The sequence below is a fragment of the Corynebacterium sp. MSK204 genome (assembly GCF_030229885.1).
Classification (GTDB): Bacteria; Actinomycetota; Actinomycetes; order Mycobacteriales; family Mycobacteriaceae; genus Corynebacterium.
Genome location: NZ_JASPGQ010000007.1, coordinates 20,230 through 40,972 on the forward strand (window position 1 = coordinate 20,230; position 20,743 = coordinate 40,972).

General features: G+C 59.0%; 19 protein-coding genes and 1 riboswitch. Of the genes, 3 read left to right on the forward strand and 16 right to left on the reverse strand.

All coding sequences use genetic code 11. The features are described 5' to 3' along the window. Positions 1–4: 4 nt before the first annotated feature. The 4 genes from QP908_RS05815 to QP908_RS05830 form a co-directional block, all read right to left on the reverse strand. On the reverse strand, positions 5–1,540 hold the full coding sequence (locus QP908_RS05815) for a bifunctional hydroxymethylpyrimidine kinase/phosphomethylpyrimidine kinase (RefSeq protein ID WP_284771861.1): 1,536 nt from the start codon (positions 1,538–1,540) through the stop codon (positions 5–7). Then, positions 1,533–2,162, reverse strand: a complete 630-nt coding sequence (gene thiE / locus QP908_RS05820) for a thiamine phosphate synthase (protein WP_284771862.1) — start codon at positions 2,160–2,162, stop codon at positions 1,533–1,535. Before thiE ends, QP908_RS05815 begins: the two co-directional genes overlap by 8 nt. Continuing rightward, positions 2,159–2,983, reverse strand: a complete 825-nt coding sequence (thiM, locus tag QP908_RS05825; RefSeq protein ID WP_284771863.1) for a hydroxyethylthiazole kinase — start codon at positions 2,981–2,983, stop codon at positions 2,159–2,161. Before thiM ends, thiE begins: the two co-directional genes overlap by 4 nt. Next, a riboswitch (TPP riboswitch) is annotated at positions 2,971–3,064 on the reverse strand. It overlaps the preceding gene by 13 nt. 103 nt (positions 3,065–3,167) lie before the next feature. Continuing rightward, positions 3,168–4,520: an NAD(P)/FAD-dependent oxidoreductase gene (locus tag QP908_RS05830; protein ID WP_284771864.1), complete on the reverse strand. Its 1,353-nt coding sequence runs from the start codon at positions 4,518–4,520 to the stop codon at positions 3,168–3,170. A 201-nt stretch (positions 4,521–4,721) separates the two neighbouring features. Between QP908_RS05830 and QP908_RS05835 the strand changes: the two genes are divergently transcribed. Continuing rightward, a complete protein-coding gene (locus QP908_RS05835; RefSeq protein WP_284771865.1) occupies positions 4,722–6,035 on the forward strand; it encodes a class I SAM-dependent methyltransferase in 1,314 nt (437 codons plus the stop codon). A 5-nt stretch (positions 6,036–6,040) separates the two neighbouring features. Here QP908_RS05835 and QP908_RS05840 read toward each other — a convergent pair whose 3' ends face one another. The 3 genes from QP908_RS05840 to QP908_RS05850 form a co-directional block, all read right to left on the reverse strand. Beyond that, a complete protein-coding gene (locus tag QP908_RS05840) occupies positions 6,041–6,946 on the reverse strand; it encodes a Dyp-type peroxidase (protein ID WP_284771866.1) in 906 nt (301 codons plus the stop codon). A gap of 858 nt (positions 6,947–7,804) precedes the next feature. Continuing rightward, positions 7,805–8,506, reverse strand: a complete 702-nt coding sequence (locus tag QP908_RS05845; RefSeq protein WP_284771867.1) for a YceI family protein — start codon at positions 8,504–8,506, stop codon at positions 7,805–7,807. A gap of 3 nt (positions 8,507–8,509) precedes the next feature. Further along, on the reverse strand, positions 8,510–8,851 hold the full coding sequence (locus QP908_RS05850) for a hypothetical protein (RefSeq protein WP_284771868.1): 342 nt from the start codon (positions 8,849–8,851) through the stop codon (positions 8,510–8,512). A gap of 127 nt (positions 8,852–8,978) precedes the next feature. Here QP908_RS05850 and QP908_RS05855 point away from each other — a divergent pair, with 127 nt between their 5' ends. Continuing rightward, positions 8,979–9,356 carry an RNA polymerase-binding protein RbpA gene (locus tag QP908_RS05855; RefSeq protein ID WP_005279221.1) on the forward strand — a complete coding sequence of 126 codons (378 nt, stop codon included), beginning with the start codon at positions 8,979–8,981 and terminating at the stop codon, positions 9,354–9,356. Positions 9,357–9,434: 78 nt separating this feature from the next. On the opposite strand, the gene QP908_RS05860 is transcribed toward QP908_RS05855, so the two are convergent. The 3 genes from QP908_RS05860 to QP908_RS05870 are packed head-to-tail and all read right to left on the reverse strand — an operon-like array spanning position 9,435 to position 12,466. After that, the gene (locus QP908_RS05860; protein WP_284771869.1) at positions 9,435–10,334 is read right to left on the reverse strand and encodes a polyprenol monophosphomannose synthase; all 900 of its coding nucleotides are present in this window, start codon (positions 10,332–10,334) and stop codon (positions 9,435–9,437) included. Positions 10,335–10,348: 14 nt separating this feature from the next. After that, entirely contained in the window at positions 10,349–11,866 is a 1,518-nt protein-coding gene (gene lnt / locus QP908_RS05865) for an apolipoprotein N-acyltransferase (RefSeq protein WP_284771870.1), read from the reverse strand. Then, on the reverse strand, positions 11,867–12,466 hold the full coding sequence (locus QP908_RS05870; RefSeq protein ID WP_284771871.1) for an FxsA family protein: 600 nt from the start codon (positions 12,464–12,466) through the stop codon (positions 11,867–11,869). Between the two features lie 87 nt (positions 12,467–12,553). On the opposite strand from QP908_RS05870, the gene QP908_RS05875 reads away from it, so the two are divergent. Continuing rightward, positions 12,554–13,411 (forward strand): precorrin-3B synthase, encoded by an 858-nt coding sequence (locus QP908_RS05875; RefSeq protein ID WP_284771872.1) that lies wholly within the window; start codon positions 12,554–12,556, stop codon positions 13,409–13,411. Here QP908_RS05875 and QP908_RS05880 read toward each other — a convergent pair. From QP908_RS05880 to QP908_RS05905, 6 genes are all read right to left on the reverse strand, one after another. After that, positions 13,408–14,154, reverse strand: coding sequence for an SDR family oxidoreductase (locus QP908_RS05880; RefSeq protein WP_284771873.1), 747 nt, complete (start codon positions 14,152–14,154; stop codon positions 13,408–13,410). The two genes, QP908_RS05875 and QP908_RS05880, sit on opposite strands and share 4 nt — an antisense overlap. Beyond that, positions 14,155–15,276, reverse strand: a complete 1,122-nt coding sequence (locus QP908_RS05885) for a M24 family metallopeptidase (RefSeq protein WP_284771874.1) — start codon at positions 15,274–15,276, stop codon at positions 14,155–14,157. Positions 15,277–15,311: 35 nt separating this feature from the next. Further along, entirely contained in the window at positions 15,312–18,128 is a 2,817-nt protein-coding gene (locus QP908_RS05890; RefSeq protein ID WP_284771875.1) for a DEAD/DEAH box helicase, read from the reverse strand. Between the two features lie 21 nt (positions 18,129–18,149). Continuing rightward, complete coding sequence (gene tatC, locus QP908_RS05895) at positions 18,150–19,274, reverse strand: twin-arginine translocase subunit TatC (RefSeq protein WP_284771876.1); 1,125 nt, start codon at positions 19,272–19,274, stop codon at positions 18,150–18,152. Between the two features lie 128 nt (positions 19,275–19,402). Then, entirely contained in the window at positions 19,403–19,672 is a 270-nt protein-coding gene (gene tatA, locus QP908_RS05900) for a Sec-independent protein translocase subunit TatA (RefSeq protein ID WP_237800800.1), read from the reverse strand. A 114-nt stretch (positions 19,673–19,786) separates the two neighbouring features. Beyond that, the gene (locus tag QP908_RS05905) at positions 19,787–20,740 is read right to left on the reverse strand and encodes a helix-turn-helix transcriptional regulator (RefSeq protein WP_284771877.1); all 954 of its coding nucleotides are present in this window, start codon (positions 20,738–20,740) and stop codon (positions 19,787–19,789) included. Positions 20,741–20,743 lie beyond the last annotated feature (3 nt).

A 20,743-nucleotide genomic window follows, 5' to 3' on the forward strand; every position in this document is an offset into this window, starting at 1 on the left:
GGCCTTAAAAGCGCCGGTCCGCTTGGTCGAAGAAATCTACCTCGTGAATGCTGGCGCTGATAAAGGCGCGCTCGGCGCGGGTACGGGTGGCCTCATTCGCCTTTTCTAAGGTTTCCTCCACAATCCTGATGCTCTCGCGCACCCCGGCGAGGAAATCTTCGCCGCCGTAGACCTCCAACCAGGCATGGTAGGGGTGATCCGGCGAGTCGAATTCCGCCAAGTGCAGGCCTACCTCCGCATACAACCAGTAGCAGGGAAGTACCGCCGCGATGCCGACGGCATAATCTTCCGTGTGCGTGCTGCGAATCAGAAAATCCGTATAAGCGCTGGTGACCCGCGATGGTGCCGTGGTGGCCGAATCCTTCAACCACCCGCGGTGCAGCTCAGCCTCCTCTGCGAGGCATTCGTAGGCGCCCTGCGCCCAGTGCAATTGCTGTGCGGTATCGGGTGCCTGGCTGGCCAAGCGAGCCAAGGCCTTCGAGTAGGACGCCAGGTACTGCGAATCCTGATCAAGGTAGAAACTGAAAGCATCGTTGGCGAGTGCTCCGGACCCGAGCTTCTGGATGAAGGGTAGTGCCTTTACCTGCTCCCAGTGCTCCGCTGCGATATTCCACAGGCGCTGCGTGTACGGGCCAGCGGCGGCAACCCGCGGCTGTTCGGGATTTTCTACCTCTTCCAAAGGTCCAGCCAAGTGAGGAAGCGGGACCGAGGATGCAGCCCGCATCAAGCGCTGCGAGCGGTGCAGGTGGTCTACCGGCCCGCTGCCCTTGCCGACGCTCAGCGCATCCGCATTAGCAATCGCCTCGTGCAGCCAGTCCGTCGACCACTCTAGGGCGGCCGCCGCATCATCGCCTGCGCCAAGCCGCGTTGCTAGGGCAGAGGAGAGGGAGCAGCCCGTGCCGTGGGTATTCTTGGTCTGCACTCGGGCCGATTCCACGCGGTGAACCTTGCCATCGGGAGTGACCACGGCGTTATCGGCAATCGCCGAGTCAAGGTGCCCGCCCTTGACGATGACCGCCGTATCCGCCTCAGCGGCCCACGCCTTAGCCACCTCGATGGCACGGTCCAAATCCGTGGCTTCCTCCGTCTGCGTCAGCACGGCTAGCTCCTTGAGGTTGGGCGTGATGACATCAGCACGGGAGCACAGCTCGCGCACCGCCTTTTCCGCCTCAGGCTCCAAGAGGCGGTCGCCGCTGGTGGCCACCATGACTGGGTCCAAGACCACGGGGACGGACGGGTCGATCTGGTCGAGGAACGTGGATACGAGGTCGGTGATGGGGGCATCGGCAAGCATGCCGATCTTGATGGCATCGATGTCAACGTCTTCGCGGACCGAATCCAGCTGCTTCTGCAGGAAATCCAGCGGCGGGACGTGGACGCTGCGCACACCCTGGGTATTTTGGGCCACCAGCGCGGTGACCACGCTCATTCCATACCCGCCCGCGGCGGCGATGGACTTCAGATCGGCCTGGATGCCGGCTCCGCCTGTGGGATCGGTTCCAGCAATCGAGAGAATACGGGGGTAGGTTCCTTTAGCCACGGTAGGCCTCCTTTAGGTTGTGTGCTGCCGCTGCCGGGTCACCAGCAGCCATGATGTCGCTGACCACGCAGATCCCTGCGAAGTCGCTTGCAGAAAGTTCGTGGGCATTGTGCGCCTTGATGCCGCCGATAGCGACGGACTCGATGCCGCGTTCGCGCGCCGCGGTGGCAAGGCGCCTGGCTGCCTCAGCGCCGATTCCCGCTGGCGCATTCGTCTTGGTCGCCGTCGAATAAACCGGGCCGATGCCAATGACATCGGGGGCCTCCTGCGGGTCAATGGCGTCCAACTCTTCCCGTGTCCCCACCGAAAGCCCGATGAGCTTATCGGGGCCGAGCAGCGCGCGTGCTTGGTGTAAATCCATATCGTTTTGGCCAATGTGCAGGTGGCAGCCCACCCTGGCCGCTACCTCGACGCGGTCATTGATAAAAAGCGGTACATCGCCTAAGACCTTCATGAGCTCGCGGGCGGTAGCCTCCACCTCCTCGTCGCTGGCCTCCTTATCGCGCAATTGTACGACGGTAGCCCCGCCGAGCACTGCCTCTTGTACGATGGGAACGACCTTGTCCCGCCCGCCGGCGAGCTCAGGATCTGTGATGAGGTACAGCGTCCAATCGATGCTCATGACAGCCCCGCAATGTCTGCGACCTCGGAGGCAGAGATCCGCTTCTTGATTCCATCGGTCGACAGTTCATGCAGCGCATCGAGCCAGGCAACCGCAAAGGAGCCGGGCGCCGAGGATTTCTCCGCGGCAACGCTGCCCGCGGCCCCCACATGCGCATGTGCTGCGATGATCGCTGCGAATGGATCCTCCCACGCTGCCAGGTAAGCCGCGCAGATGGCGCCCAGCGAACAACCCGTGCCGATGACGTTTTGCAGCATCGGGTGCCCGGACTCGAGGCTTACCGCCCTCGGCGATTCGCCTGCCTGCACGATGAGATCCGTGGGGCCAGACACTGCAACAACGGCACCAGTCTCGCGGGACAATTTGAGTGCCGGTTCCAGTGCCGCCTCTACGCCATCGGTGGACTCCACGCCGCGCCCGCCGGCTCCGGTTCCTGCTAGAGCTATGATCTCGGAAGCATTGCCGCGAATCGCCGTCGGGCGCTGCGGCAAGACTTCGTGCATGAACTCAGTGCGCTTTTGCAGACCACCCGCGCCGACGGGATCGAGGACCCACGGATTTCCAGCTGCGGTCGCACCGGCGATTGCCTCTCGCATGCCGTCGTATTGTTCGGAATTCGGGGTTCCGCAATTGATAAGCACGCCACTGGCGATCTTCGCAAAATCTTGCGACTCATCTGGAGTATCTACCATCGCTGGGCTGGCGCCGATGGCCAACAGCGCGTTGGCAGAAATATTGCTGACGACCTTATTGGTCAAGCACTGAATAAGTGGAGCGGTATCGCGCACCGCATTGTGGGCACGGAGAAATGAACAATCCACAACAATCCCTTCGCTAGTTCTAACTGAGAGCAGGTTCAATGGGTATATCTCAGCCACTGCGTGGCACCCCATGTTGTACTGCCCAAGCCTAACAAAAATGGGAAAATAGGAACGAAAACCACAAAAGCCGCCGCCCACAGCCCCGTTGCGGGGTAGTAGGACGGCGGCTGGTGCCGAGGAGAATTTAGTTCTTCTCTTCTTCTGCCTCATCGATGAGGCTGCGGGCGATGCGCTGCTGGGTAGTAATCTCCAGGTTGCCGCGGTTGCGGGAGAGGATATTCGCCGCCCAGTTGACCAATACGGCCAAGCGGCTGCGCAGGCCAACGACGTAGGTCAGGTGCAGGGCCAACCATGCCAACCAGCCCGGGAAGCCTGAGAATTCGGTCTTGCCCAGCTTCACGACGGCATTGAAGCGGGTCACGATGGCCATCGAGCCCTTGTCGAAGTACTCGAATGGCTCCTTTTCATCGGCCGTGGACTCCTCGTCCACCTTGGTCTCGATGAGCTTGGCGACGTGCTCGCCACCCTGAATTGCCACCTGTGCCAAACCCGGCAGGCGGTTCAGGGACATCATGTCACCGATGATGTAGACGTTGTTGAAGTCACCAACGGTCATGTCATCGTTGACGGAGACGCGGCCCGCGCGGTCAGCCTCGACGCCAGCTTGATCAGCGACCATCTTGCCCAATGGGGAAGCGGCAACACCGGCGGACCAGATCTTGGTCGCACCCTCGAGGGTGACCTCTTCCTCGGTCTTCATGTTCTTGTAGGTCACGGAGTCTTCGTTGACATCTGTCACCATGGCGTTCAGGCGAACGTTGACGCCTTCCTTCTCCAGGGTGCGCTGGGCACGGCGGCCGAGGCGCTTGCCAAACGGTGGGAGTACCTGGGGCGCGCCGTCGAGCAGGTAAATCTTTGCGGCGGAGGTGCCGTAGGTGGAGTAGACATCGCTAAGCGTGCGGTTGGCCAACTCAGCGATCTGGCCGGTGAGCTCCACACCGGTTGGGCCGGCACCGACGATGATGAAGGTGAGGAGGCGCTCGCGCTCAGCGGGGTCATCGGTAAGCTCAGCTTTTTCGAAAGCGGAAATGATGCGGGAACGCAGCTCCAGGGCATCATCCAAGGTCTTCATGCCAGGGGCAAACTCCGCAAAGTGGTCATTGCCAAAGTACGACTGGCTGGAACCAGCGGCAACCACGAGGGAGTCGTAGGAGTAGGTGCGCGAAAAGTCATCGAGCTCGGCGGTAACCGTCTGGTCCTCCAGGTTAATGTCGGTCACGTTGCCGTTGACAAAGTCCACATTATCCTGGTTACGCAGCAGCTGGCGGGTCGAAGGGGCAACCTCACCAGCGGAAATCATGCCGGTAGCCACCTGGTAGAGCATTGGCTGGAACAGGTGGTGGTTCTTCTTATCGATGAGGGTGATCTCAACATCGGCGTTCTTCAACTTCTTCACAGTGTTAAGACCGCCAAATCCACCGCCAACCACGACGACGTGGTGACGGCTTCCGTTTGGACGATAAGGGGTATCAGTCATGGAATTAATGCGACCTTCCTCGAGAAAGCTTATTTAAGTACCCGTATAGTGTAAACGCTTGTCACATAACGTGCATACTTGATGCCCATTTACATACGATTCGGGTTTCCTTTCATGCGGAGTGCCTCGACCGAAACCGCTCAGAAACTGACTAAAATAAGCCCAACCGTGACCCTTGCACCCAGGAGCGCTCCCCAAACCATGAGTTTTTCCACCCCCGAGCATCTACGCTCCATCGACGTGGAGACGTGGCCCAATATCGCGACCGTGCCATCGCAGCGCTGGGCGACGCTAAAATCCCGCAGGGCCGAGGCAGAATTTGCCAAGACCTGCGATAATGCCGGTTTGGAGCTGGAACTCGATGCAGCAGGCGGCCCCGATTTAAAGGTGGGCCACGATGCGTTATTCGAGCGAATCGCCGCCACGGGCTGGTTAGGTTTTGCCGAAAGCTATATGGCAGGCGAGTGGACCGTCGCATCCTCCACTCAATTGGTGAAGGTTTTAGGCAAGCTCCTGCAGGTGGGGTATCTTCCCAAGCCACAGGGGGTTAGAGTAGGAGATTCAGAGCCAGGGGAGCTGCCTCTCGACCTAGTGCGCCTCTATGCTGGCGATGGGTTAAGCCACGTCGGTGGGATCTTCTCCAGCGGCGTGCCGACGACGATCCGGGAAACGGTCGAAAGCTTTACCCCGAAAGCCGGAAGCCGGGAACCAAAGAGCCACTTTGTCGATGTCACCACGGTGAGCGAACCCACCAATGTGGACCGGGACGACTTAGGTGAGGCGCAGCGTAGGGCAGCAGATTGGCTTCTCGATGCCACCCGCACCGGCGCCGGTACCCACCTTCTGGTTTATCCCGCGGCCGGGATGCAGGCCGCGATACGCGCTACCAAGCGCCGCGCCACTGCCGATGTCCTGACCAGCGATGTTGAACAGATCACCCAGATGCGTGAGGCACTTGTCTTTGCTGGAACGGAAGACTCTATCCACATAGAGCGGATTCCGGATCCCGTTCCGAGCCCGAAGCAATGGCGCGGGCACTACGATGCGATCATCAGCGTGGAAAAGTTCGAGCAATTAAGCCCGCGGGAGCGCAAGGCATATATCCGGGTCCTTGACCGATTCCTTACCGCAAACGGTCGGGCGGCTTTTCAATCCATCGTGGCCACCGAGTCCATGTCGGAGGCTGCCCGAGCATCCTTGCAGGCCATGCGGGCCTATATCTGGCCAGGACTCGACTATCCGCTGACCATGGACGTGCACCGGCTAGTGGATAAGAACTCGCACTTGCGCATCGTGTCCGAAACGCACGTGGGCAGCCACTATATCGAATCCCTGCGCCAGCAGCGATCCTTTTTTGATGGGCATCTTCGCGAGGCCGCCGCTGCCGGCTTTGATCCGGTTTTCCGCAGGTTATGGACCTTCCAATTCGCGCTTCGTGAGGCGCTCATGAGCCTCGGGATGATAGACTCCGTCCAATTCGGACTGACCCACCGCAATCGCGGCGGGCGCCGCTAGGATTTTTATTGCGGAAGCTCATCAAATTCGTCCAGCAGTTCAACGCTCGGGACGAAAAAGTTCGTACCGGTCAAGGCCGTGGAGAAGTCCAGGATTCGGTCATAATTGCCCTCGGGATCGCCGATGAACATACTGCGTAAACGCTCGTTGATATCTTCTGGGTCCTTGGCGTACCCGATGAAGTAAGTGCCCATCTCGCCTGAGGCAAAGGAACCGAAGACCATGTTTTCTCGGTAGATATCCTCCTCGAGGTCGTTGAGAGCCACGTGGGAATTTGATGGCTGCGCATCCTCATCGAGCTCCACGTCATCGGCCTTGGTACGCCCGATAACGCGTTCCTGCTCTTCGGTGCTGATACCGCTCCACTTATCTAGGTCATGGGTGTATTTTTGCACTGTGACGTAGGAGCCGCGGGGATAATCGGCGTCATCGGCAAGCAGCACTGTCTCTAGAGCTTCCTCGGGGAGGGGATTGGCGGTGCCATCCACAAAGCCTAGGAGGTCGCGCTGGTCCAAGTACTTGAAGCCCTGGGTCTCATCGACGACGGTGGCGGCATCGCCCAGCTGGCGCAAGACCTGGCGCGCCATCTCGTGGCAGAGGTCATAGGTATTCGCGCGGAAATGCAGCAGGATATCACCGGGCGTGGAAGGCGCCTTGTACGTTCCCTGGAGCGGCTCGAACTCCTTGAGCTTGTCCGGGCGGGGAGCGCTGGTGAGGCGTGGCCACATGTTGGCGCCGATGCCAACGACCGTGTACAGCTCGCCCTCGTTATGGCGGAAATTGACGGACTTGAAGGTATCGCCAAATGCGGAGAGCATGTCCCGAGTGGCTTGCTCGCCGCCTTCTGCAATGTTCAAGACCAAGAAAAGGGCGGCGCGGGAAGGCTTAGTGACAACGCGTTGAATAGTCATGAGTCCCAGCATATGTGTTGGCCTTGGGCGTTGCACGTTTGGTGTATGTGGTGTGTGGGTGTGTTCGGTGCGGGTTGCCACGGTGATGCGTTGGCATGGTGCGGGTTGCCACGGTGATGCGTTGGCATGGTGCGGGTTGCCACGGTGATGCGCTGGCATGGCGTGATGCGTTTTTGCAAATAGTAAGCCGATTTGGGCCTTGTGAAGGGCACTATTTGTAAATTTGGAACAAACTGCGCCCAGAGCGGCGCGCCTGGAGTGGCTGGACCATTCTTGGATTAAGGGCCGCGGCACGATGGGAGGGACTTCTACGGATCTAAAATGACATAATGTACATTATCGGACAATTATGGAGATCTGCTGGTTAAGTTGAGGGCGGCTTGAGTGTAACCCCTTAGGTCCGTGGATTCGGTCTGGGATGTTGGCTGGCCTACCTGTTGCTGCGCGCTAAGGTCTTGAGAGCGTCAAAGCTTCTGCGACTTCGGCTCCTCAGTGGCCAGAGTTTAGATTCCTGAAGCGAGCCTGGCTTGAGAAATCGTTTCGACGAGGCTTGTGTGGAGTGTCTGGCAGGCGGCACGCCACGGCTCCGGACGGCTCGGACGTCCGATTGAGTCGAGATTCGCTTCAGGCGGTCCTTTCCTGCCGCTGGACCTTGGCACACTTATACCCCGGTATTTAGTCACAGTGACGTTAAAATAACGCTATTGGTTTTTGTAGGCGCTCCACAGCTGCCAGATGGTTAACACCGCCAGCAATGCTGCAACCGCCGTGACTAGCCACATCTGTTGGACCGCGACGAAAATCGAGAAAGCTATGACGGAACCAAAGCACGGGAATTAAACGTCGAGAATTCACGGTTTAGTCCTTATTCAAGCAGATGCGCAGGTTGATCTCGCCGTCCTCGGCAACCTTAGCCGCCAGCATGTCTGGCGTCTCCACGTTGTAGTCCAAGCGGTTAATCGGAATATCGCCGCCAATGACGATATCGTCGCCGTCGCGCAAAACATCGAACTCATGGGTGATTTCCTGCGTCTTGTCCTTGATCATGAGGTCACCGGTGAGCTTAACGGAGCCTATGGTGCCGTCTTCGGGAACATCGGCAAGTGAGACGGGCTTGGTAAGCGTGAAGGACGATTCTGGGAAGTCTGAGGTCTTAAAGAGCTTGGACTTCATATTTTGGTCGCGGACTTTCTTATCCGTGGTCAAGGAATCCATATTCACCGTTATGGTGGCGGATTCCAGCGTGGAATCGGAAATCTCCGCCTGGCCGGTGACCTCCGTGGTCGACCCAGAGGTGGACGTCCTCTCTGCCGGCAGAACCTCGTCGAAGGTAAAGCCCACCGAGGTGTGGTTATCGGCGCGGCCCTTGGCCACAGACCAGGAACCGTCGACCAGCGTTGAGGCTGCCTTGGCGCCATCGGCAGTCACGGGCTCCGTCTTGACGCCGCCGCTTTTGAAAAGCGAGTACACAATCGGGCCGATCGCTACGGCGGTAAGCACGAGAATTAAAACCACGAAGATGGAAACGACGAGTTTCCGGTTATAAAAAAGCTTTTTCATCTACTATCGAAGTCCTTCTAAACGCCGAGCCAGCGAAATAAGCTCCTCACACAGACTGGAAAGCTCTTCCGCGCTCGCGCCTTCTTTTGCGGCAGTTTGAATGTCTTCTGCGGAACACCGCAACTCAAAAAGGCCGTCGCGCAAGCCTTGCACTTTATCTGGGCTCAAGATTACTGCATCGGCAGGAATATCCGTGCCACTAACATTGTTTCTTTGTTCATAAGCACGCTGTTTGCACGAGGCGCTGCAAAACTTACGTGGTCGTCCCCTACCGCCTTGGTCAATATCCTTTCCGCACCACTGGCAGGAACCGACATTGCTTTCACGACTAGCTGTACGGATCACTAGATACACTTTAGTCCATTAAACGGCGGGCTGGGAACAATACCGCGTGGGTGTTCGTTATAATAAATAGCTCTTAGGCGAAACTATCGCCGTCAATCAGGGATCTCTTTGAAAAGGATGATGTTGCATGGCAGATCGCGTACTCCGTGGCAGCCGTATGGGTGCAGTCAGCTACGAAACTGACCGCGACCACGACCTCGCACCGCGCCAGATGGTGAAATACCGCACGGACGATGGTGAGATTTATGAGGTGCCCTTTGCACATGAGGCAGAAATCCCTGAAGAGTGGATGTGCAAGAATGGCAAGCTGGGCCACCTCGTAGAGGGTGAAGGCGTGGAAGCTAAGCCCATCAAGCCACCGCGCACCCACTGGGATATGCTGCGGGAGCGCCGTTCCATCGAGGAACTCGATGAGCTTTTGGAAGAGCGCATTAACCACCTGCGTTCCCGCCGCCGGACCGCTGCTCGCCTCCTCAAGGAGCAAGAACAGCAGAAGAAGTCTTAAAGGCGAAGACGGAATTAATTAAAGCCCGTACCCTGACTGCCATTTTGGCACGGGGTACGGGCTTTAATGCTGCCTAGATTACTTCTTCTTAGTTAGCTGGCCCACCTGGTGCTTGACCAAGTATCCCAGCTCATTGGCCAAATTGGTGGCCCAACCGACACCGTTGCGGGCCTTCTGACCAGCATTGTGAACGGAGCCGTATTTGACCTCGTGGTCCGCCAGCTTGGACATCTCGCCGGCAAAATCCTTCACCTGCTCCGCGCGGTGGGCCACGCCCCACTTGGTTACCTCGAAGAGGGAGTCCTTGACAAAGGAACCATCCAGCTTGGACTCACCGTACTCGCGCTCGGTGAAGGTGATGGGCACCTCGCGGATATCGTATCCAGCCTTGACCGCGCGGAAGGCCAAGTCCACCTGGAAGATATAGCCGGCCTTGGACAGCTCATCAAAGTCGATATCTTCCAAAAGCTCGCGGCGGAAGGCACGGTAGCCGGCGGTCATATCGGACAGGTCGGTTCCGAGCGCGAAAGAGATGTAGAGGTTGCCCAAGCGGGACAGGTACTCGCGGGATGCCGGCCAATTGACGGTCTCGCCGCCCGGCACGTAGCGGGAACCGATGACTAGGTCCGCGCCCTTGTCAATCTCCTCCAACAGCAAGTGCAGCTGTTCTGGGGCGTGGGAGCCATCGGCATCCATCTCACAAAGGACCTGGTAGTCGCGCTCCAGGCCCCATTCGAAGCCGGCGATATAAGCGCCCAAAAGGCCGCCCTTGCCCTCGCGGTGCAGCACGTGAATGTGGTCATCTTCTGCTGCGAAAGCATCGGCCTTCTCGCCGGTGCCGTCGGGGGAATTATCATCCACAACGAGGATGTGAACCTCTGGCAGCGCCTCGCGGACGCGGCCGGTAATCAGGGGAAGGTTTTCAATCTCGTTATACGTTGGGATGATAACCAGCGTCGCAGAATCAAGAGTGCTCACAGTAATTAATGCTCCTACTTTTCTTTAGCGCCGACACCGCGAGGTGTACGACCCAATCGGTTAGTACGCACGGCAATGAGTGCGCAGACGGTACCAATAATAACCATCAGCCACTGCATGAGCGAACCGTAGCGCACCGAAAATGTTTCGCCGGTTTTCAGTGGCAGGCGTTCTACCAGTGCCGCGGGCTCAAAAAGCTCCGTGGATTGGCTCACGCTGCCGTCTGGGTGCACGAGGGCGGACACCCCGGAGGTGGCTGCAACCACGACGGCGCGGTCGGTTTCAAGGGCGCGCAGCCTGCTCATGGCCAGCTGCTGGTACGTCATATCGGAAAAGCCAAACGTGGCGTTATTGGTAGGCGTCGTCAGAATCTGCGCGCCGTTTTTGACGGATTCATGGAAGGCATTATCGAAGGAGACCTCATAACAGGTCGCCACACCTACCGCGACGGAATTCATGGAGACCACACCGGGCCCATCCCCTGCCTTGAAATCTCCGGCGAGATCGACGTAGTCCGAGAAATGCGCGAAGAAGTCCCGCATGGGCATCGTCTCACCGAACGGTTGCAGGTACTTCTTATGGTGGTGATCGCCCACACCATGGCCGGGGGTAAAGACTTGCATGGTATTGCGCGCGCCCACCTCATCGCGGGTGGCGGTACCGACCAACACTGGCGCGTCGATGGCATCTACGGCACCGCTAATGGCTTGGGCTGCTTCCCCATCGCGGAAAGGATCAATATCGGAAGAATTTTCCGGCCAGATCACCAGATCTATATCGTCTTCGCGGCGCGCGAGCTTCTCCGTTTCCTGAACGTGGTTATTTAGTACCGCGCGACGCTGCCCGGCGAAGTCCAGACCGCTGCGCGGCACGTTACCTTGAATGGCCGCCACCTTGGTATCGCCAACCTTGGTATCGGCAGGATCGATGCCACGCCCGGCCGCTAGTCCAACGATGAGCGGGAGAATAAGGGCGGCGCCAGCGGCAATCTTTACCCGCCCGCCGCGCAGCAATAAGCCGGCAAGGCCGCAAGCACACAATGCCGTTGCCACCGTAATCAGCGAGGTCCCACCCCACGGCGCGAGATTGGCTAAGGGCCCTTCGATTTGTCCCCACGCCAGTTTGACCCAAGGGAAACCGCCAAAAGGCACCGAGGAACGAAGGACCTCCACGGCGAGGTACACGAAGGGAAAGACCAGAAATCCATATCGCCACCGCGCCACAGAGGCCCCGAATATCCCTAAAAGGATGGCATATACCGAAAGCCAGATGGCAAGCGCCGCATAGGGCACGGTCCCTACCAACTCGCCAATCCAGGGCAGGCTCAGCAAGTACAGAATCAGCCCGTGCGCCACCGCCAAAAGCGCGCCTGTGGCCCCGCGCACCTGTCGCCCACGCCAAGGCATGAGGCTCACATACAGCAGGGCGATGCCAATGATCGCACCCCACCACCAGCCGCGCGGCTCAAGAGCGGTAAAGGTCAGCGCACCAGATATGCCCGCTATGACGAGGCGGGCGAAAAATATCGCCACTTATTTTCCGTCCTGCGAATTGCCATCGCCGCGGGGACCGAAGTCATCAGGATCCAGGTTTTCGGACCAGTTGCGCAGCTCTTCTTCGTCGATAACTTCGTGGGAATCGCTCTCACCAGACGATTGCCCAAAAGATTGGCCCGAGGCCTGCCCAAAGGATCCAAAATTGCCATAGCTATCGTGCTGCTGTGCCATGGGCGATGCCTCGTAAATGCGCACACCCATCTTCTCCACCTTGCGGTAGATGGATACGGCCATAAACTTTCGAAACAGCGACCGCGTTGGGGCGAAGATGAGCAAGATACCAATAAAACTGGTCAAAAACCCAGGCAGGGACAGCAACATGCCACCGGCCAAGGTTAGGCCCACATTCCCGGCGGTTTTCCCCATGTCGTTATCGCGGACGTAGTAGGTCCCGTCACCAGCCTGTTCTACCTGTTTACCCATCAACCGGCGCACCTCAATGCCTGCGATGGACATACCAAAGAACATGGTGATGAATAGAGCAATGAACGCCCAAAAGAGGCCAATCCACTCGGCGACGGCCCAAAACGCTAGGGTTTCCGCCAGCATATAGAGGACGAAATATAAAAACGGCATAGCTTCCAGTTTAACGAGCAAAGCTGACGATATGCTGGCAACACTCGTTTCCGGCGCAGGGCTTCTCACCGGCTACACTGGCAAGCTATGCATTACCCCAAATTTTTCCAGCAACCCGGATCCGGCACTTGCCTGCGCCTGCACGTTGTGGGCGGTTTTACCAGCCCCAATGATTGGATCCATTTGGGTTATTGCGCGGCGCACTGGGCCGATGGCAGCGTCTACATTAGCTCTAATTCCGCCATCGAGTTGCGGGGAATTACAGACAAGGCCCAGCTTGCGGCGGAGCTGGATAAATTAGAGCTGCAGAGCTTCCACATTCCTGTGCTGGCCTCTCCCCTTTCTGCCGCGGCGAAGCAAGCCGCGCGCCAGCTGACCACGCACCTGAATACCGAACAGCCGGGCTTGGAGTCGCTCGCGATTACTACTCCCGCCGACGATCTGCCGGCCTCTGCCGCGCAGGTGAGTATGCAGCTGCTTGACGATGCCACCCTAAACATCACCCAGTCCCCCGCCACTAACAGCCCGACCGCGGGCCTCTCGCTTGCCGATGCCGCAACCCACCTCCAGCGCCTCGGTGCCTTGCGCACCGAGGCGAAGGGTACCGAAGCGAAAGGCACTGAGGCGAAGGGCACGGGGGCGAAGGCCACCGGGCCGGCTGGTGCGGAACTCGCCGCAGAACCTGGGCCCATTGGTTGGTTGGATGAGCACCAGGCAGAAGGCGTGGTCGACCTTGGCGCAGGCGTCTATCAAGGCGCCATACCGGCGCAGTTCGCGCAGCTTATCGGCCAGCTCGAGGTGGACATCACGGTCACCCCGTGGGGAGGTCTCGTCTTTCACGACATCGCAGAGGGCGATGCCGAGGTCGTCCTTCGCGTGCTCGCCCCGCGCGGTTTCATCTTCGACATCAACTCGCCCCTGCTGCGGGAGGGCGAGGCGGACTAACGCGGCATGTGCCGCCACACCGGCCGGGGCACGAGCCGCATGACCCAGGCCAAAGCCTGCAGGGCCTTCGGGATCCACAGGGTGTGGCTGCGTGCCTGACCGCGGCGGTCGTCGTTGTCTATGCAAGCAACGACGGCATCGGCGACATCGCCTGGCCGCACCGATAGCGGCGCCGGCTTCATTCCTTGGGTCATGGATCCGATGACGAACCCGGGGCGCGCGGTAATCAGCCCAAGCCCGCTGCCGTGCAGCCTGTCCGCAAGGCCCTGGCAAAATGCATCCAGCCCGGCCTTGGTGGAACCGTAGACATAATTGGCGCGGCGGGCCCGCCAGCCAGCGATGGAGGAAAAGGCCACGATATGGCCGCGCGGCATCGACTGCGCCGCCACCGTTAACACGGAGACCTGGGCGGTGTAGTCGATAGTGGCGATTTGTGCTGCGTGGGACGGATCGGTTTCCGCCTTATCTTGATCCCCTAGGATGCCGAAGGCGACCACAGTCAGCTCAATGGCGCCAACGCGTTCCTTGGCCTCGGCAAAGATCTGGCGGTGCTGGGAGAAATCCTCCGCATCAAAGGATAGCTGGTGGACGCTGCGTGCACCTGCGGCCTCTAGCTGAGAGGTTACCTCCTCAAGCCCGTGCGTCCCGCGCGCGGCGAGGACGATGTCGTTGCCGCAGGCCACGCGACGGGCGATTTCACCGCCGATATCGCTGCGCCCGCCTAGGATCAGTACGCCAGCCACTTAGCGCACTTCGCGTTCAACGACGTTGAGGGACTCGTATCCATCCTTGGTAAGTACCACGATGTCTTCTAGGCGCATGCCCCACTGGCCTTCTAGGTAAATACCCGGCTCAATAGAAAAGGCCATCCCCTCTTCCAGCGCTAGGTCATTTCCCTCCATGATGAAGGGCTCCTCGTGGGTCGAGAGACCAATTCCGTGGCCGGTGCGGTGGACGAATTTATCGCCCCAGCCGGCATCGGCAATAGCTTTCCTCGCAACTGCGTCGATTTCCTCGGCCGTGCTGCCGGGCTTGGCGGCGGCGCGGGCGGCCGCTTGGGCATCGTAAAGCACCGCATAAGCGTCCTGGAAGTCCTGCGGTGCCTGGCTGAGATCGCCGCCTACGACGTAGGTGCGGGTGCAATCGGAATGGTAGCCGGAGGGCAAGGTGCCCCCGAGATCCACGACGACGGGCTCGCCCGCAGATAGCTTCCGGTCAGAGAAGCTGTGGTGCGGATTGGCGCCATTCGGGCCAGAACCCACGATGACGAAGTCAATGATGGAATGTTCTTCGAGGATGAGCTTTTCCAGTTCGTGCGCCACCTCGGCCTCGGTACGGCCGGGCTGCAGAAGCTCAGGAACCTGGGCGTGCACGGCGTCGATGGCCTGGCCGGCCTTGCGCAGCTCTGCGATTTCCGCCTCGTCCTTGCGGGTAAACAGCTCCGCGAGAGCGTAGGTGGCAAGGACGTAATCCGCCTCGGGCACGAGCGCCTGGAACTGCAGGATGTGGTCCGCAGTCAGGGATTGGCCCAGAGCGACCTTCTTGATCGGCGCAGCGCCCTTGAGGGCGAGCTCGTAGGGATTATCGCCGTCATTCCACCCGCGCAGCTCCACATCGAGCTTGCCGACGGGCGCCGATTTAATATCCGTAATATCCGTATTCGGCGAGACAATCCACGGGGTACCGCTCTGCGGAACCGCCAGCACCGTCAGGCGTTCGTGGGACGATACCCACGAACCGGTCAGGTAGGCGAAATCGGGGCCGGTGCCAATCAGCAAAAGGTCAATGCCCTGCTGGGCGGCCGCTTCTTGCGCGGCCGCGAGCCGGCGCGAATACACTTCGGGAGAAAAAGCCTGAGTAGTCATACACCTCAGTCTACTAGCCAGCAGGCCGGGCTAGCTTAAGCCCCGATCGCGACGACCCCACGCTGGATGGCATCGATTGCGCGGCGCGCGTTGCGCTGGATCTGGCCATCGTAGCCAGTCTTGGCGATTTGCTGCAGGAGGTCCACAACTTGGCGGCACCACCGCACGAAGTCACCGGGGGTAAGCTCCGCGCCCGCCTCATTGGCCGCCGCCATGCAATAGCCCAAGGGCGCACCCGCTGACCATTGGTGAATGGCCAGCGCAAAACCGGCTTCCGGCTCGCGCGTTGGGGGCAGGCGGTGGCGCCGCTCATCCGCGCTGAGTTCGGTATAGATACGCCACGTCGCATTCATGGCATCGGCCATGCGATCCGTTGCGGCCTCCGGCTGGCCCCCAGTGGCCTTCCTATTTTCAAAGCAGCACAGAGATGCAACGCCGGCCAACTCCGCCGGATCCAGCTCATCCCAAATTCCTCGTTTCAGGCATTGGGCAACGAGCAGATCGGATTCGCTATGAATCTTGGCTAGGCGTTCGCCTTCCTCAGTGATGACCGGCGTGCGATCGCTGCCGGCACCAGAGAACTCGACATAGTCCATCTCCGCGAGAAGATCCACGATGCGTTCAAAGGTGCGGCCCAAAGTATCGGTTGCCTTATTCACCTTGGTCTGCAGCTTTTCGAGGTCGCGCTCGCGGCGCGCCAACTTCTGTGCCACGCCGGCCAGTTGCTCCCTGTCGGTGGCGGGCCAGTCGTGCGCAGGGTGCTCGCGAATGGCATCGCGCAACTCGCCTACACGCTTATTTGGTCGCAGGCGCGGCTTCGACTTCATCCGCTTCGGGCGGTCAAACTTTTCGCGGTGGAAGACGTCCTGGATGTACTTGGTATTGCGCCGCGGGTTCTTCCGCACCGGCTTCGGGATCTTAATCCGCCCCAGTTGAATCGGCGGATTGCTAATCCCGGTGGCATCGATGCGCCCTGACCACCCAGATTCCGTGGTCACCCACGGGCGTGGATCCGCGGTCTGGTTGGCCGGGGTGACCACCGCGGCAAGAGTGGGCCGCTTCTTTCCGGCAATCGCGATGACATCGCCCAATTGCAGGCGCGCTAGCACCGCGACTACTTCCTGGGTGCGTTGGTGTTCCTTATCAACCTTGGATTGCTTTTCTTCCACCGTCAGCTCGCGGCGCAGCCGGATATAATCCATGAGCACCTCGGCGGGATCCTCGCCGTCCTTGGCTGGTGGTGCGAGGGCATCTACGGCATCGTCAAGCTGCTCCCGCAACTCGCGCACGCGATGCTCCGCGCGCTCTAATTCGCGGGTTTCTTCGACCACGGAACCATCGGCTTGGAACTGCGCAAAGGACTTTTCTAGGAGCCGCAGCGAATCCTCAAAGCCGAGCATGCCCAGCAGGTTGATGGCCATGTTATAGCCTGGCGCAAACGTAGAAATCAGCGGATACGTGCGCGTCGATGCCAAACCCGCGACAAATCGCGGATCCATCGCCGGGGCCCACTGCACGACCGCATTGCCCAGGGTATCGATTCCGCGCCGGCCCGCGCGCCCAGTCAGCTGCGTGTATTGGCCCGGCGTGAGATCCACGTGCGCTTCGCCATTGAACTTAATCAACTTCTCGAGCACAACCGTGCGCGCTGGCATATTAATGCCCAAGGCAAGGGTTTCGGTAGCAAATACCGCGCGTACCAAACCGCGGACGAAGAGATCTTCTACGATGTGGCGAAAAGCCGGCAACATTCCTGCGTGGTGGGCGGCAAAACCGCGCGAGAGCGCTTCGCGCCACCGCCGGAAATCCAAGACCTGCAGGTCTTCTTCCGGAATGCCCTCGACGCCGGCATCGACGATGGCCTTGATCTCTTCTGCCTCTTCCTGCGTCGTCAGCACCATCCTGCTGCGCAGGCATTGATAGAGCGCGCCATCGCAACCGGCGCGGGAAAAGATGAAGGTAATCGCGGGCAGCATATCTTGCGATTGCAGCACCTTTAGCACCTCTGGGCGCCCTAAGGGGCGGTAGCGATCTTGCGGACGGGAGGAACCGGAACGCCCGCTCGCTTTACCATGAAATTCGCTGCGCCCGCCGCCCTTGTGGCGCGCCCTCGCACGGAACCCCTTGCCGGATTTATAGTCCGCGCGCCCATCGTCGCTATCGCCTGCCTCCAAGCGCTGAATGCGGCGCTCTAATTCGGAATTGACCTGGCCGCCGGATTCCGGCTCAAAGAGCGGGTAAATCTTGCGGCCCAACATCATCCATTGATCGAGCGGGACCGGCCGGTGTTCGGTCACGATGACCGAGGTATCACCCCGGACCGTAGCGAGCCATTCACCGAATTCCTCGGAATTGGACACGGTGGCAGATAGCCCAATGATGGATACGTGGTCCGCCAAATTCAGGATGACTTCTTCCCAGACCGCGCCGCGGGAGGCATCTGCAAGGAAGTGGATTTCATCCATAACCACGTGTGTAAGCCTATCCAGCGCCGGAGAATCCGCGTAGATCATATTGCGCAGCACCTCGGTGGTCATCACCACGATTTCGGCATCGGCGTTGATGGAGACATCGCCAGTAAGAAGACCAACGGCATCCTCGCCGTGCTCGGCGACGAGGTCGTGGTATTTCTGGTTGCTCAGCGCCTTAATCGGGGTGGTATAAAAGCACTTCGTGCCGCGGCTTAAAGCCAAAGACACGGCGAACTCGCCAACGACGGTTTTACCTGCGCCAGTAGGGGCGCAGACGAGCACCCCTTGGCCATTTTCTACCGCCTCACACCCCTGCACCTGGAACTCATCCAAGGGGTATGGGAGGCCGGCGGCGAAGGTATCCAGGTGAGTTTCAGTCATATTTCACAAGGCTACCCGTGCTTAAAGCACATCGTCGAAAAAGCCGCCTTCATCGTTAGGTCGCTGCGGCCCCTTGCGATCCTCAGCCCGTTGCGAAGTGCTATCCGACGTCCGATTTTCCGTGCGGACGGTCTGCGATGACGCGCTAGCTGCCGCGGGCTTAGGCGAGGCATATACACCCGAGGAGCTAACGCTCGATGGGGCATCGACAGGCGCGGGCCCGCCCACGCCTGTGGGGCTTTCGTCTAGCGCAGACGCGGATTCATCATCAAGATCCATCCAATCAGGACGCTGCCGATTCTGGCGCTTATCGTGAATGCGGCAGAACTGGAAGGCAATCTCAATAAGCAGCATCAGGCTGGCGGACAAGACCACCATCGTGAAGGGATCTTGGCCTGGAGTCACGAAGGCGGCAAAGATCATCACCACGACGATGACGATGCGACGCTTGTCCTTGACGTGGTTATATTCCAAGACGCCAATGAGGTTGAGAGAGACGATTAACAGCGGAATCTCGAAGCTGATACCGAAGATAAGCAAGAGCGCCAAGAGGAAATAGAAGTATCGCTCACCAGTTAATGCTGCGGTTTGATACTCAGCGCCAATACCAATGAGGAATTCTAGGCCCACGGACAAGATGAAGTAGGCCAAGATGGCGCCAGCCAAGAAGAGGGAGACGGCCACAACGACGAAGCTTAAGGTGTAGCGACGCTCATTCTTATGCAGGCCTGGGACGATGAATGCCCACACCTGATAGAGCCAGACTGGAGACGAAATCACCGTACCTGCCAACGCACCGACCTTCAGTCGCAAAATGAGCATCTCGAAGGGGCTGGTAGCAAGCAAGCGGCATTCGCCATCGTTGTTGAAGTTGGCTCGCTTATCTTCCGGCAATGAGCAATAAGGCTCGCGGAGAATTTCTCCCAGCGGCGGAATCCGGAAGGGTGCCTGCTGGTACCAAATGAAACCGATGATCGCGCCGATAACCAAGGCCAGCAAGGAGATAATGATCCTTCGCCGCAGCTCTTGCAGGTGCTGTACTAAGGTCATCTCGCCCGTTGGGTTTTTGGGCTTGCGTGAAAAACCTCGACGCTTGCGGCGCACGCGGGATCCTTGTTCACCGACAGGATGGGTCTGTGAGGACATCAATTTGGCTCTTTCAACGCACAAGAGCGAACACTGCCCTGCCCACCTGATTTCTCAGGGTCGCACTCCGGCACGGCCGACGAGTGCATAAGCAGCAGAGGGTGTTCGCGTTTTACAGCAGGCGGGCGTTAATTCTGAGAGGAAGAGTTTCCCTGCTGGTGGCCAGGTTGCATATCCGGGCGGTTCCAGAACTCCTCATCGGACTGTTGGCGCTTCTGGCTCAGTTGAGCTTGGGCCTCAGAGCGCTTGGTGTCCTCCGATTGCATTTCATTGACCTCAGATTTGAAAATGCGCATCGAGCGGCCCATGGAACGAGCAAGATCGGGCAATTTCTTCGCGCCAAATAGCAAGATGATGACGAGAACAATAAGGCCGATTTCCAATGGTCCTAAGGTCATAAGATCCTCTTTCGGTTCTTCTTTGCCTGCGTCAAATGACCGCCGCGCTCCCTGACTTCGCGGGGAAAATTCGCGAGGCAATTTTAAGACGCATGTGCGTGCAGTAACTGGATTTTAAGTATAGCCCTTCAACGCGTCATTTCCGCGTTCCGCAATGAGATTTACAATAGATTCTGGGGCTATGACGCGTAACCTATCGGCCTGCCCGAGGGCAAAACGAACCAGCCAATCCACCGATCCGACCTGCATCGTTGCAGCTATAGTGCCGTTTTCTAGGCGTTTGCCTAATTGCATATCGTAGTATTCTGCAAGCCAGGTGAATTCTTCATGAATGACTAATTCCACGGAATCCGCCGCACCTAAATTAAAGGGTGCTGCAGCGTCGAAGTCCAGCTGTTTGAGGCGCGGATGAGCAGTCTCCTCGGTCAACTCGGCATGCTTGATGCGGTCAATACGAAAGGTCCTGTGCCCTTGCTTTTCTTCTTGCCACGCCGCGAGATAGGGCTCGGCATCGACGATAAAAATCCGGGCCGGATCAACTACGCGCTCGGTTTCCTTATTAGATGAGGCGCTCCAATAGCGCATCCGGATGCGCCGTTTTTCGTTGAGCCCACGGTTCAAGGTCGCCTGGATGTCGGATTCTTGCGGGTCCACCGTCGATAACGTGTCATAGATGCTCAGCGTGCGCTCATCCATAATGGAGCGCAATTTCGCCGCGGCAGACTTAATCGCCCGCGCATCCAACAGGCCGGGCATAGCCTCGAGGGATTCTAGGGTAAGCAAGAGCGCGCCGGCCTCGGTTGGGGTAAGCCGCAATGCTTGTCCCAGCCCCTGGTCATTGTAAATGGTGACCCCATCGCGGTAGCTAAAAGAGAGATCGATGAGCTCCTCGGTATTGCGGCCGGTCCCAGAGCAAAATAGCCGGTCCACGGCATCTTTCAGCTCCCCTGGGTCCATGCCCAGATCCGCGGCCGCCTCCATCGGAGTTTTATCCGGATGGTTTTGAAAGTACGGGATGAGGTTCAGCGACCGGACGAGCGCTTGCAGTTTATGAGATCCATCTGCCATTGG

What these genes read in the sequence shown, in the direction of transcription:
- thiE (WP_284771862.1), bottom strand. Translation starts at nt 2,162, where the DNA reads ATGAGCATCGATTGGACGCTGTACCTCATCACAGATCCTGAGCTCGCC.
- QP908_RS05830 (WP_284771864.1), bottom strand. Translation starts at nt 4,520, where the DNA reads ATGACTGATACCCCTTATCGTCCAAACGGAAGCCGTCACCACGTCGTC.
- QP908_RS05835 (WP_284771865.1), top strand. Translation starts at nt 4,722, where the DNA reads ATGAGTTTTTCCACCCCCGAGCATCTACGCTCCATCGACGTGGAGACG.
- QP908_RS05840 (WP_284771866.1), bottom strand. Translation starts at nt 6,946, where the DNA reads ATGACTATTCAACGCGTTGTCACTAAGCCTTCCCGCGCCGCCCTTTTC.
- QP908_RS05845 (WP_284771867.1), bottom strand. Translation starts at nt 8,506, where the DNA reads ATGAAAAAGCTTTTTTATAACCGGAAACTCGTCGTTTCCATCTTCGTG.
- QP908_RS05855 (WP_005279221.1), top strand. Translation starts at nt 8,979, where the DNA reads ATGGCAGATCGCGTACTCCGTGGCAGCCGTATGGGTGCAGTCAGCTAC.
- QP908_RS05870 (WP_284771871.1), bottom strand. Translation starts at nt 12,466, where the DNA reads ATGCCGTTTTTATATTTCGTCCTCTATATGCTGGCGGAAACCCTAGCG.
- QP908_RS05875 (WP_284771872.1), top strand. Translation starts at nt 12,554, where the DNA reads ATGCATTACCCCAAATTTTTCCAGCAACCCGGATCCGGCACTTGCCTG.
- QP908_RS05885 (WP_284771874.1), bottom strand. Translation starts at nt 15,276, where the DNA reads ATGACTACTCAGGCTTTTTCTCCCGAAGTGTATTCGCGCCGGCTCGCG.
- QP908_RS05890 (WP_284771875.1), bottom strand. Translation starts at nt 18,128, where the DNA reads ATGACTGAAACTCACCTGGATACCTTCGCCGCCGGCCTCCCATACCCC.
- tatC (WP_284771876.1), bottom strand. Translation starts at nt 19,274, where the DNA reads ATGTCCTCACAGACCCATCCTGTCGGTGAACAAGGATCCCGCGTGCGC.
- tatA (WP_237800800.1), bottom strand. Translation starts at nt 19,672, where the DNA reads ATGACCTTAGGACCATTGGAAATCGGCCTTATTGTTCTCGTCATCATC.
- QP908_RS05905 (WP_284771877.1), bottom strand. Translation starts at nt 20,740, where the DNA reads ATGGCAGATGGATCTCATAAACTGCAAGCGCTCGTCCGGTCGCTGAAC.